The organism is Niastella sp. sgz303648 (assembly GCF_059587045.1).
Window position 1 is genome coordinate 192,012 of the sequence record NZ_JCAPSW010000008.1, and the last position, 12,499, is coordinate 204,510.

Here is a 12,499-nt window from a genome sequence, read left to right on the forward strand (position 1 = left end):
AAAATGTGGAAATTTGAAAATTTGAAAATGAAGGGTCGTTTAATTACAATTACCCGGCCGGAGTGGCAATGCTATTTTCAATTCATAAATTTCCAAATTTGCATTTTGCCATTTTCAAATTTTCAAATTGTTTAATTTTCAAATTAATAAATGAGGATTTTCTTAATCGGTTTCATGGGTTCCGGAAAAACACACTGGGGTAAACAGGTGGCGCTACGGCTTAGTTTACCTTTTTTTGATTTGGATGAAGTGATCGTGGGGGCAGAACAACGTAACATTCCCGACATATTCGGCGAATCGGGCGAAGAATATTTTCGCAGCAGAGAAAGAGCAACGCTCGAAGATCTGGTCGACAAAAATACCAACATGGTGCTGTCGTGCGGTGGCGGCACACCCTGCTTTTTCAATAACATCGAGTTTATGAAAAAATACGGCACCGTGGTTTGGCTCAATACCCATGTTGATGTATTGTTGCACCGGTTAATGAAGGAGCGGGTACAGCGGCCTTTGCTGAAAGATATTGCCGATGACGACCTGAAACATTTTATCATTCGCAAGCTCAATGAACGCCGTATGTATTACGAGCTGGCCGATGTAGTGATCGATAAGGAAGATGCCATATCCATGAACGACTTTATTCAAACCGTATTACATGCATAAAGGATTTCTTCGCACTGCCGCGGTATTGGGTTTGCTGGCAGTTGCACTGGGTGCGTTTGGTGCACACGGGTTAAAGCAAATTGTTTCGCCCGAAGCCGTAAGCACTTTCGAAACCGGTGTACGTTATCAGTTTTATCATGCATTTGCTTTACTGGCTGTAGCTATTTTGTTTGAGAAATTTCCCGTTCGCAGCATGCGCTATGCCGGTATTTGCTTTATTACCGGTGTTGTATTATTCTCCGGATCATTATACGCGCTTACTGCCATGCAGGCCACCGGCAACGTTGGTTTGCGCAGCATTGGCATTGTTACCCCCATTGGCGGGTTGTTTTTTATAGCAGGATGGTTGTGCCTGTTTTTGGGAGTTGGAAAGAAGTAATTCAGATACCGGTTACCGGTTTCCAGGTCCCCGGTATCTGGTAACAGGTAACCGGCAACCACAAACTACAAACCACAAACCAGAAACTATAATGGCGCTTCGAACGTAAGCACACAGTTTTTACCTGGTTCAATTTTGAAATTTCCGTCGATGCTTTCCATTCTGCGGCGCATATTGCTGAGCCCGTTTCCAAAACGGCGCAGTTTATCGGCATCTATGCCCACACCATTATCGGCTACTCGTATGACCAGGCGGTTATCGGTGGCTGAAATAATGATCGATATCTGTGTTGCCTGCGAATGCTTCATGGCATTGTTCAGCGATTCTTTAATGCTGAGGAAAATATTTCTTCTTTTTTCTCCGCTTACATCTGTTTGTGGTATTACTGCAGGCACCTGCACTTTACATTCAATGGGGGTTGAGTCGAAATATTCAATGGCATGGGCCCTGATGTAGGCCACCAGGCTTTCGAGCGTGTCGTTGCTGCTTTTCATGGTCCAGATGATCGTGTTCATCTTACCCAGCAGCTCATTGGCCGAGTTGGAAATTTTTTCCAGCTCAGGCACCACATCGCCCTGTAAACGGCTTTTCATGATCTCACTCATCAGGCGAATAGCTGTTACGCCCGATCCCAGTTCATCATGCATATCGGCCGAAATGCGGTTTCTTTCTTCCTGTTTGGCAGCCATTACCGCCATTTGTTTTTCAAACTCTTTTCGCTCATTCTCCAGTTTAAGTCTTTCGCGTTCTTTTACCCGTTCAATGATATCGCGCCTGTTTTTATAGGCAAGTCCGCTCAAAAAGAAGCCTAACTCAAACACCAGTCCTATTTCATAATAAAACATGGCGCGGTTAAAAACCGAGTTGGTGTCATTTTTAATCGGTTTCCACCCGGTGATCAAAATAATGAATGAAATAATTGAGAACAGCATCAGCGAAAAATTACCGGCAGCGAGGTAGTTCAGCAGCATATTTTTCTTTTTAATGCTGTAAACGATAAAGTACACGCCGGTTAAAAAGAAGAATTGTTTTATTACATAATTCTCCATTATGTTCAGTACGATGTACCAGTCGGTAAAAAAGTAAAAAACCGAAAAAACTATAAAGGCGCCGATGAGCAATATGAAAGCAATATGCAGGAATTTATCAAGGGTAGGATGATTTTCGCGGCTGTTGATGAATTTGCGCATGAATGCCTGATAGGCGATTACGCTGCCGGTCATTATCATCATATCGAGGTACTCTTCGTAAAAATAATTGAATGCTGTAGCACTCAGGTTCAGATACGATTTAAGGAACATCAGCCCACAGGTAAGAAAAGTATAGTAGGCGTAATAAATAAATTCTTTATTTCTGCTTTGCAGATAAACCGCCAGCGAATAAAAGATCATGAACAGCATCACGCCTGAAATAGTATAGGTAAACACTTCCAGCATGTGGTCGCGATCGCGCTGCAGTGTTCGCCATTGTAACAGGTTGTCTGAAGCTATTATTTTTGGTATCAGCCAGTTTATATTGGTGCGTGCAAAATTAAACCGGCAAAAATATACAGCCGCTTCATGAGGCTGCATCGTAATTTGTTTTACGCCCTCAAAACGGCTATCCGCTGTAAGGCTATCGGGCAATTTTCTGAAACTGCCCTGTATGTTATAAGCGCTGGCTTTAAACAGGGATATATTTCTGCAAAGAAAACCCGGCAAAAAGCAAATGGTAACTACTGTATCAGCATTATTTTTCAGAGCAAACTGTAAAAAGCAATCCTGTTCAATCAGTTTGCCCGGAAGTTCGTGGGGCAGGTATGTGCTTAAGTTCTGTTTAAACGATAAACCGGGAATGGCAGCATCAGGAACCTGGTGTTTGGGCTGCGAGGCAAAAAGGCATTGTTTATAAATTAATTTCTGGTAATACACATTCGAAACCTCAACGATCATGGAGTCGGCTAACTGTGAATAACTGTTTAGGGTGAGGCCGCAAATGAGTATAAAAAGAAATATGCGCTTCAACGCCCTGAAAAAAGGATAACAATCAGGATAACCAGGAATAAGTTGGTTTTTTGTGGTCATATAGTGCCTTGTAAAACCGGGGGCGTTTGTTTCTTAGGGTGAAAATACAAAAATTAAGGCATAATGATCAAGGTACAAGAATCAAGGTACAAGGCACAAGGTCTTGCGGTTTAGTCAGGTTGACTAAATTTAAACGGCTTGTGCCTTGTACCTTGAGCCTTGATTCTTGTTCCTTGTGCCTTAAACTTATTATCTTTGCCACCATGGCCAATCGCTTAAAAACCGAAAAGAAAAAGCCTGCTAATCCGGAAAAATTCAAACCTGAAAAAGAAGAACAGGTTTCGGTAAAACAATTGGTAAAAGACGAACGTACCCATAAAATTGCCGGTGCTTTCGCTTTATTGATCAGCCTTTTTTTATTTATTGCCTTCGCATCGTATTTGTTTACCTGGAAGGAAGACCAGGATAAGGTTTTCAAAGGCGCTTCGATTTTACTGCCGGGCGAAGAAGTAAAAACCACCAACCTGCTGGGTAACCTCGGCGCCTATATCTCTCATTTATTTTTCTTCAAAGGTTTTGGCGCTGCTTCCTTTATGTTCTGTACCCTGTTTTTTGTGATCGGGGTAAACGCATTACTTACAAAAAAGATATTCTCGATATGGCGCAATGTGCGCTACGTACTGGTTGGGTTATTGTTTTTTAGTGTAACCCTGTCGTTTTTTGCGCGCAACAGTGCGTTTGCATGGGGCGGTGCAGTGGGTGATATGTGTCGCGACTGGCTGGTGCGAATGATCGGCAATGTGGGTACCGGCGCTTTATTGCTGGTAGGCTGTTTGGCATATGTTATCTGGCGCTTTAATCCGGTTTTCAAAGCGCCTTCGTTCAATAAACCAAAAGTTGCTGACAAATCAAAAGAAGATGGGCCAATACTTATTGTTGACGAAGAACTGGCCGAAACCAAACCAGCAGGCAATAAACTGAAAGAAGGAGTGGGGGTGCTTAAAAAAACTCCCAAAACTTCCAAAACCGACGAGCCTGAACCTGAGTTAACGCTGGTTGAAAAAGAGGAGCCCGACGTTGAGGCAATGGAAGATGAGGAGGAAGAAACAGCGCCTTTTGAAGAACCGGTTGAACAACCCTCAGCAATACCTCAGGCAGCTGAAATGCCAATAATTCCTGCAAAAGGAAAAGGCAGAAAAGAAATACCAGCCCTTGAACTTGAAATAAAATCATTGCCCGAAGTTGATCCTGTTGAGCCACCGGTTGAGGAAAAGGTTGAGCAAAAGCCAATACCACTTGAGCCGTATGAGCCAACGCTCGATTTGCGCGATTATAAATTTCCATCGCTCGAATTGCTCGAATTACACGGCAGTGAGCGCATCATTCAGGACCCCGCTGAGCTGGAAACGAACAAGAACCAGATCATCAATACGCTTAAGAACTACGATATCGATATTCAAAAAATCAGTGCTACCGTAGGACCTACAGTAACGCTGTATGAAATTGTTCCCGCTGCCGGTGTGCGTATTTCGCGTATCAAAAACCTCGAGGACGATATTGCGTTAAGTCTTGCGGCTTTGGGTATACGTATTATCGCCCCCATACCGGGTAAAGGAACCATTGGTATTGAAGTGCCGAACGTAAAGAAAACAGTGGTGAGTATGCGCAGCATGTTGTCGTCGGAAAAATTTCAGCACAACAGTTTCAGTTTGCCGGTAGCCATTGGTAAAAAGATCGATAACGAAAACTTTATAGTTGATTTAACCACCATGCCCCACCTGCTGATGGCGGGTGCTACTGGTCAGGGTAAATCGGTTGGCTTAAATGCCATTCTTGTTTCGTTGTTGTATAAAAAACATCCGTCGCAGTTAAAGCTGGTGCTGGTTGACCCCAAGAAAGTAGAGTTAAGTTTATACCGCCATATCGAAAACCATTTTCTGGCCAAATTACCGGGCGAAGAAGAGGCCATCATTACCGATACCAAAAAAGTAATTCATACACTGAACGCATTGTGTATTGAAATGGATAACCGGTACGATTTGCTGAAAGAAGCCGGCGCCCGTAACATTCGCGAATACAATGAAAAATTTATAAAGCGCCGGTTGAATCCGCAAAAAGGCCACCAGTTTCTGCCGTTTATTGTATTGGTGGTTGATGAGTTTGCCGACCTGATCATGACGGCCGGTAAAGAAGTGGAGATGCCTATTGCCAGGCTGGCTCAGCTGGCGCGTGCCGTAGGTATACATTTGATCATTGCTACCCAGCGCCCGTCGGTGAATATCATTACCGGTACCATTAAAGCCAACTTCCCTGTACGTATTGCCTTTAAGGTATCGTCGAAGGTCGACTCCCGCACCATCCTCGACACCGGTGGCGCCGAGCAATTGATAGGGAAGGGGGATATGCTTATTTCGTACAATGGTGAAATTACCCGTTTGCAGTGCGCCTTTGTTGATACACCTGAAGTTGATGGTGTTTGTGAGCACATAGCGAACCAGCAGGGTTATCCCCAGGCATTTTTATTGCCTGAATATGTTGATGAAAAACAATTTGAAGGCAAGGAGCTCGATCTCGACGACCGCGATGCGTTATTTGAAGATGCCGCCCGTATGATTGTAACAAGCCAGATGGGTTCTACCTCGTTGCTGCAACGCCGGATGAAACTGGGTTATAACCGGGCAGGCCGGCTGATGGACCAGTTGGAGGCTGCAGGTATTGTAGGCCCCAGCCAGGGCAGCAAGGCGCGTGATGTACTGATTAAAACAGAGGCCGACCTTGAAAGGCTTCTGGCAGATTTAATATAGGTTATATATCGGTTAGAATTTTGTTAATCCGTTTTTAATACACAACCATCCTTAACAAATCCCGTCTTATAATTGCCGTAAAATGATATATCCAATATCTTTGCGGCCTTTACACAATGCATTCATTTAAATGAATATAATGAAAAGCCTAATTTTAGTAATTTCTGTTTTCTTTATTACAGCAATCAGTAAAGCACAGCAAAGCGACCCCGCCGCTAAAAAAGTACTGGATGCTGTAAGCACCAAATTCAAATCTTACAAATCTGTTCAAGCCGCATTTACCCTGCGCAATGAAGATACCAAAGGAAGCCTGCTGGGAACAAAAAAAGGTACCGTATCAATGAAAGGTAGCCGCTACCGGGTTAGTGTTGCCGGCACAGGCCAGGAAATTTTTTGTGATGGAGTTAATATCTGGACATACGATAAAGGAGCCAATGAAGTGACCATTACCAAACTCGACCCCTCAGCTAACTCTATAACACCGCAAAAATTATTCACCAACTTTTACGATAAAGATTTTTTGTACAAGCTGAATGGCGATAAAACCGTGAATAAAAAAGCGTTGCAGGAAATTGAGATGACACCGGTTGATAAAACCCGCCAATTCCATAAAGTATATCTTTTGATCGATAAACAAAGCAAATCGATCTACAGCACCCGCATATTGGATAAATCGGGCAATGTATTGGTTTATACCGTTAACAGCATGAACGGCACCGCCAATTTACCCGACAACTTATTTGTGTTTGATAAGGCTAAGTATCCCGGAGTAGAAGTAATTGATCTGCGATAGAGGGTAATTTTTAAAATATTGAAAGGGATTGTTTCACAACGATCCCTTTTTAATATCGAATATCGAACGCCCAACGCCCAATGTCGAAGTGCTTCAATAAGCTGTGTTTACTTCTACATTCGACATTCGTTATTTGACATTTGATATTATTTGTTCTCATTTCCCCACCTATAGGTAGTAATATCAAGCCCTGCCAAATCAAGCACCCTGTCGGTAACGGTAGCTACGGCTTCTTCAATAGTGGCGGGCCGGCTGTAAAACGATGGGGTAGCAGGGCAAATGATACCGCCTGCCAGCGTAACGGTTTCCATATTACGTATATGAACCAGGTTATAGGGAGTATCTCTCACTACGCAAATCAGTTTTCGGCGTTCTTTTAAAACCACATCTGCCGCCCGGCTGATCAGGTCGCTCGAAACACCCGATGCAATACGGCCCAGGGTGCCCATTGAACAGGGGGCAATGATCATGGTATTGTAACGGCCCGAACCCGAGGCAAACGGTGCCATAAAATCTTTGGTATTATAAAAACTCACCGGGTATTTGGTGTAATCTTCATTCCCAAGTTCGGTATTCCATACCTGTTTGGCATTATCGGTCATTACTACTGCTACATCCTGCCATTGCTCTTTAATGGTAAGCAATTTTTCGATCAGCAGCCGGGCATAAATACTTCCACTGGCGCCTGTTATAGCCAACACAATTTTGTGCATGGAAAAAGAGTTAATTTTAGAGATATTAAAAACAAAAATACACATGCAAGCACTGAAAATATCGGTTTTGTTTTGCTGGATAGTGGTTTTTTCGTGTGCACAACGGCCTGCTATAACAGCCGAAAAGCTGCAATGGATGACTTTGGAAGATGTAGCCACAAGCCTGAAGAAGGAAAAACGCCCGGTATTGATTGACCTGTATACCGGCTGGTGCGGTTGGTGTAAAGTGATGGATAAAAAAACATACTCCAATAAAAATGTAACCAGTTATGTGCAGCAGAAGTTTTACCCGGTGAAATTCGATGCCGAAGGCCGCAAAAACATAACCTGGAACGGTAAAACCTATTCGTTCAACGCCAATTATAAAACCCACGATTTTGCCGTGTACCTAACCAACGGGCAGTTGTCGTATCCTACTACAGTTATAATTCCTGTTAATGGCGAACCACAGGCCATACCCGGTTACCTGGCTCCCGGTGAATTTGAACTAATAGCCAAATACTTTGGCGAAGGCAAATTTGGCAAAGTTCCTTTTGATGAATATCAGAAAAATTTTAAATCTGACTGGTGATCATGTTAAGTTTATAAAAGAGTGATTATCACGTATAAAAAATCACATATACGATTTGGTAATATGTTTACGCAACCGGTTGCACAGGTTATCCAGATGTAATTAAAGCGGGAAAAAATTGATTTATCTTTGTATTGATCTAAGTCAATTATATGCCTCCATATACAAAATTTTTGCACGAAACGCCCTATCCTATGAGATATTCATGTATATTTGAATTTTCATAGGATAAGGTTTAATGGTTAATGGTATTTGATTAGTGCAGCCTCCCCTCCGGGAGGCTATTTTTTTGTATATGTTTATGATATTTAATTAGTTATAGAAACCGAACCAGGAAAGAAATAATCTACTCTTAAAGCATCAAAAAAGCCCCTTTTTAACGGACCTCATCACGAAAATTTACCGCACCAGGAACGATTTAAAATTGGTAATGGCCAGGTTGGAAAAGTCGATATCTATAACGGGTGAAAACCTGCCGGGCACATATTCTTCTGACTGACTTAATTTATATTGAAGATTATTATTATGTCTTTTATTTATAAAGGTGAGGTCATTAAAATTTTCGCGGTGAACACCCAAACAATAGATGCTGATATAATACCTGCCTTCAGGCACGCGGGGAATAGAAATTTGATTATCAGTGGGATAAAAAACTCTTTTAATGATACCGGCGCCGGTATGGTCGAACCGGTCGAAGATGACCAATACAGAGTCGACCCGGGGATTTGCAGGTTGCCGGGTATGTAAGCGTATAACTACATCTACGCTATCATTGATTCTTTTTCTTTGTGCAGTTGCCTTATTTGCTGAGAATAGCATTACAAGCAACAAAAGCACAAGAGCCGCTTTCATAGAGATATTGATTTAGAGACCGGAATAAAATTCAATACATGTAATAGGGGTTTTTCGTCGGCAAAATGTTATCTGAAATCATTGACCACTAATAAGTATTAACGCTTATCGTGATATTTTCTTATTTTTTATGTAATGTGTTTTTTGATTTGTGGATAAAAAAATCCCGGAGCGCCGCTCCGGGATTGTATATCAAGATGTTAAGCATCTGAAATTTGAGGTACTGAAGTCAGAGGTCTGAAATCTGAAGTCTGAAGAACCCGATTTGCAGGCCCTTTGACTATTTCTTTCTTTCCCCCTTCAAGCTTTATCTTCGGACATCCGACTTCCGATATCCGACTTCGGTGGGCCTAAGCTTCGGCCATATCAGGAATAGCAGATACTTTGTAAGCACCTGCATCCAGCTTTTGCTTGGTTTCCTGAAAAGCGGTCAGCGTTCTTAAAATATCTTCATCGGTATGGGTGGCGGTAGGTATCAGCCTGTAAATGATATGGCCCTTTGGTATTACCGGGTATACCACAATTGAACAGAAAATACCGTAATTCTCGCGCAGGTCCATTACCATAGCGGTAGCTTCTTCAACACCCCCTTTCATATACACCGGTGTAACCACTGAATCGGTTTTACCAATATCGAACCCTCTTTCTTTCAAACCGTTTTGCAGTTTCAGCGCATTTTCCCACAGCTTTTCCTTTAACTCGGGGCGTGTGCACAGCAGTTCAAGGCGTTTCAGGTTGCCGATCACCAGCGGCATGGGCAAACTTTTCGCAAAGATCTGACTGCGGATATTGTAACGGATGTAATCGATAATAGATTTGGGACCGGCAATAAAGGCGCCGATAGAAGCCATTGATTTGGCAAAAGTTGAGAAATACAGGTCTATTTTATCCTGCACACCCTGCGCTTCACCGGCACCGGCACCTGTTTTACCCAATGTTCCAAAACCATGGGCATCATCAACCAGTAACCTGAATTCGTATTTCTTTTTCAGGGCCGAAATTTCTTTTAACTTACCCTGATCGCCTGCCATTCCAAACACCCCTTCGGTAATAACCAGAATGCCACCGGCTTTTTGTTTTTCGATAAGGGTGGTAGCGCGCTGCAATTGTTTTTCAAAATCTTCAATATCATTATGCTTATACACGTAACGGTGACCGGGGTGTAAACGAACACCATCGATAATGCAGGCGTGGCTTTCGGCATCATATACAATTACGTCATGGCGGCCGCACAAGGCATCGATCAGGCTCACCATACCCTGGTATCCAAAATTCAATAAAATCGAATCTTCTTTTCCTTCAAATTCAGCCAGCTTTTTTTCGAGTAATTCGTGGTTATTCGAGTTTCCGCTCATCATACGGGCGCCCATAGGAGTGGCCAAACCATATTGAGCGGCGCCTTCTGCGTCGGCTTTACGTACTTCGGGGTGGTTTGCTAAACCCAGATAATTGTTAAGACTCCACACAATCATTTCCTTTCCTCTGAACTTCATTCTGCTTCCGATCTCGCCTTCAAGTTTAGGAAATGCAAAATAACCATGGGCCCTTTCACGATGTTGGCCTATAGGGCCGGCGTTCTTTAGTAATCTTTCAAAAATATCTGCCATATTATGGATTTTATTAAAGGGATGCTTAGTTAAAAGGCGAACCGCGCAAAGGTAACTATTTTTTAATGTTTTAATTGTTTGATTGTTCGACGATTGGACCCCCTTTTGCCCAAACTGCAGCCTGGTCAGAACCATCACCAATTCAAAATCAGGGCGCTATAACAATCCAACTATTTAACGGTGAAACCAACAAATTCTTTCTTTACTAAATTTTAATGTTACGCTAATTTCATCCGGCTATCTTTGCCAAAATTTATTTTTAATGCGCTTTCTATTAGTAAGCATTTGTTTTTTGCTGTATTGTTTTAATTCACCCGCCCAAACTAAAACAGCTAAAACAAACACTCCCGCCTCCCCAACGGTTGCCCGACCCAAATTAGTAGTAGGTATTGTGATTGATCAAATGCGATGGGATTACCTGTATCGCTATTATGACCGTTTTGCTGCCGACGGTGGTTTTAAACGTTTTTTGAACCAGGGCTACTCCTGCGAAAATACCCTGGTACCCTATGTACCCACTATTACGGCCTGCGGTCATACCTGTATTTACACCGGCAGCGTACCGGCTATACACGGCATTGTTGGCAATGGCTGGTTCGATCCGCAAAAAATGCGCAACGTGTATTGTACAGAAGATTCGTTGGTGGCCACTGTAGGTGCCGAAGCCGGTGCAGCGGGATCGATGAGTCCGCGTAATTTGCTGGTTACCACTGTGTGCGATGAATTGAAACTGGCTACCAATTTCAGAAGTAAGGTAATTGGTGTGGCGTTGAAAGACCGGGGTGGTATTTTACCGGCCGGCCATACAGCCAATGCGGCTTACTGGTACGATTCGCGCAACGGCAAATGGATCACCAGCACTTATTACATGAAAGAAATGCCCAAATGGGTTCAGGATTTCAATGACCAGAAGCTGGTTGATAAATACTATGCCCTCGGATGGAATACCTTATACCCCTCCAATACATATGTTCAAAGTACGGCCGATGAAAAGTCGTACGAAGGAACGCCTTTCGGGGCCGATCAAAAAGGTTTTCCCTATAACCTGAAACAGTTCAGCACCACCAATTATGGCGCCATTGCCAGCACGCCCTATGGTAATTCATTAACCATCGACATGGCAAAGGCAGCCGTAAACAATGAACAACTGGGCGCTGATGATATCACCGATATTTTAGCGGTAAGCTTTTCTTCACCCGATTATATTGGACATGCTTTTGGCCCCAACTCTGTTGAACAGGAAGATGACTACCTGCGCCTCGATAAAGACCTCGGCAGTTTTTTCAATTTTCTCGATTCAAAAATTGGTAAAAATCAATACCTCGTATTTTTATCGGCCGACCATGCTGTAGCGCACGTGCCCGGCTTTATGAAAGAACATAACTTACCCGGTGGCGTTGCAAACATCAGTAAATGGAACCAGGACCTGGGGAAAATTCTGCAGGATAAATTCGGCAGTTCAAAACTGATCCTCGGCAATTATAATCATCAGCTATACCTTAATCATCCATTGATGGATTCACTGAAGCTGGATGAAGCCGCTGTTAAAAAATCAATTATTCAATACCTCAGCCGCCAGCCCGAAGTAGGGCAGGTGTTTGACCTTGATAAACTGATGGAAGTACCTTTAACAGCCCGGCAAAGAGATATGGTAGCTAATGGGTACAACCAGCACCTGAGCGGAGATATTGAAGTAATGCTGCAATCGAATTACATGGAAGGCGGAGCTACCGGCACCACCCACAGCGCCTGGAACCCTTACGATGCCCACATTCCTTTACTGTTTTATGGCTGGCATATAACGCCCGGTAAAACCAACCGCGAAACCTATATGACAGATATCGCCCCCACCGTGGCGGCCATACTTCATATTCAAATGCCCAGCGGATGCGTTGGAAAGGTGATTGAAGAAGTAACAAAATAACATATAGCCTCAGGGCAAATAAAAGGTCTGGTATTTAGGTGCCAGGCCTTTTTTGTTGCCTGCAGGCAGGGTGTTTACAGGCCCCTGAAGCCATTTGTAAACTATATTTAGTAAGTATCATATAGTTATATTATTTGTACTATATCCATATATATAACTGTGTTCGCACGCTCTTCGCACGGTGATGGTACGG

The 12,499-nt window shown here is 43.1% G+C and carries 10 protein-coding genes; 6 read left to right on the top strand and 4 right to left on the bottom strand.

The window, feature by feature from the left end:
- The first annotated feature begins 150 nt into the window (after positions 1-150).
- A complete protein-coding gene (locus tag AC59IL_RS23535) occupies positions 151-660 on the top strand; it encodes a shikimate kinase (protein WP_496554653.1) in 510 nt (169 codons plus the stop codon).
- A complete protein-coding gene (locus AC59IL_RS23540) occupies positions 653-1,039 on the top strand; it encodes a DUF423 domain-containing protein (protein ID WP_496554654.1) in 387 nt (128 codons plus the stop codon). Before AC59IL_RS23535 ends, AC59IL_RS23540 begins: the two co-directional genes overlap by 8 nt.
- Before the next feature lie 86 nt (positions 1,040-1,125).
- Here the strand turns inward: AC59IL_RS23540 and AC59IL_RS23545 are convergent, their stop codons facing one another.
- Complete coding sequence (locus AC59IL_RS23545; RefSeq protein WP_496554655.1) at positions 1,126-3,102, bottom strand: sensor histidine kinase; 1,977 nt, start codon at positions 3,100-3,102, stop codon at positions 1,126-1,128.
- Positions 3,103-3,305: 203 nt separating this feature from the next.
- Between AC59IL_RS23545 and AC59IL_RS23550 the strand changes: the two genes are divergently transcribed.
- Both AC59IL_RS23550 and lolA1 read left to right on the top strand, forming a co-directional pair.
- Positions 3,306-5,846: an FtsK/SpoIIIE family DNA translocase gene (locus AC59IL_RS23550; protein WP_496554656.1), complete on the top strand. Its 2,541-nt coding sequence runs from the start codon at positions 3,306-3,308 to the stop codon at positions 5,844-5,846.
- A 139-nt stretch (positions 5,847-5,985) separates the two neighbouring features.
- Positions 5,986-6,639, top strand: a complete 654-nt coding sequence (gene lolA1, locus AC59IL_RS23555; protein WP_496554657.1) for an outer membrane lipoprotein periplasmic chaperone LolA1 — start codon at positions 5,986-5,988, stop codon at positions 6,637-6,639.
- 146 nt (positions 6,640-6,785) lie between these two features.
- Here the strand turns inward: lolA1 and AC59IL_RS23560 are convergent, their stop codons facing one another.
- Positions 6,786-7,352: a UbiX family flavin prenyltransferase gene (locus tag AC59IL_RS23560; protein ID WP_496554658.1), complete on the bottom strand. Its 567-nt coding sequence runs from the start codon at positions 7,350-7,352 to the stop codon at positions 6,786-6,788.
- Between the two features lie 43 nt (positions 7,353-7,395).
- Between AC59IL_RS23560 and AC59IL_RS23565 the strand changes: the two genes are divergently transcribed.
- Entirely contained in the window at positions 7,396-7,923 is a 528-nt protein-coding gene (locus tag AC59IL_RS23565; protein ID WP_496554659.1) for a thioredoxin family protein, read from the top strand.
- A 399-nt stretch (positions 7,924-8,322) separates the two neighbouring features.
- On the opposite strand, the gene AC59IL_RS23570 is transcribed toward AC59IL_RS23565, so the two are convergent.
- Complete coding sequence (locus tag AC59IL_RS23570) at positions 8,323-8,775, bottom strand: hypothetical protein (RefSeq protein ID WP_496554660.1); 453 nt, start codon at positions 8,773-8,775, stop codon at positions 8,323-8,325.
- A 350-nt stretch (positions 8,776-9,125) separates the two neighbouring features.
- A complete protein-coding gene (locus tag AC59IL_RS23575) occupies positions 9,126-10,382 on the bottom strand; it encodes an aminotransferase class I/II-fold pyridoxal phosphate-dependent enzyme (protein ID WP_496554661.1) in 1,257 nt (418 codons plus the stop codon).
- 262 nt (positions 10,383-10,644) lie between these two features.
- Between AC59IL_RS23575 and pafA the strand changes: the two genes are divergently transcribed.
- Entirely contained in the window at positions 10,645-12,306 is a 1,662-nt protein-coding gene (gene pafA, locus AC59IL_RS23580) for an alkaline phosphatase PafA (RefSeq protein ID WP_496554662.1), read from the top strand.
- The last annotated feature ends 193 nt before the right edge of the window (positions 12,307-12,499 follow it).

Coding starts and splice junctions, on each gene's coding strand:
- AC59IL_RS23535 (WP_496554653.1), top strand. CDS start 151: ATGAGGATTTTCTTAATCGGTTTCATGGGTTCCGGAAAAACACACTGG.
- AC59IL_RS23560 (WP_496554658.1), bottom strand. CDS start 7,352: ATGCACAAAATTGTGTTGGCTATAACAGGCGCCAGTGGAAGTATTTAT.
- pafA (WP_496554662.1), top strand. CDS start 10,645: ATGCGCTTTCTATTAGTAAGCATTTGTTTTTTGCTGTATTGTTTTAAT.
- AC59IL_RS23550 (WP_496554656.1), top strand. CDS start 3,306: ATGGCCAATCGCTTAAAAACCGAAAAGAAAAAGCCTGCTAATCCGGAA.
- AC59IL_RS23570 (WP_496554660.1), bottom strand. CDS start 8,775: ATGAAAGCGGCTCTTGTGCTTTTGTTGCTTGTAATGCTATTCTCAGCA.
- AC59IL_RS23545 (WP_496554655.1), bottom strand. CDS start 3,102: ATGACCACAAAAAACCAACTTATTCCTGGTTATCCTGATTGTTATCCT.
- AC59IL_RS23565 (WP_496554659.1), top strand. CDS start 7,396: ATGCAAGCACTGAAAATATCGGTTTTGTTTTGCTGGATAGTGGTTTTT.
- AC59IL_RS23575 (WP_496554661.1), bottom strand. CDS start 10,382: ATGGCAGATATTTTTGAAAGATTACTAAAGAACGCCGGCCCTATAGGC.
- AC59IL_RS23540 (WP_496554654.1), top strand. CDS start 653: ATGCATAAAGGATTTCTTCGCACTGCCGCGGTATTGGGTTTGCTGGCA.
- lolA1 (WP_496554657.1), top strand. CDS start 5,986: ATGAAAAGCCTAATTTTAGTAATTTCTGTTTTCTTTATTACAGCAATC.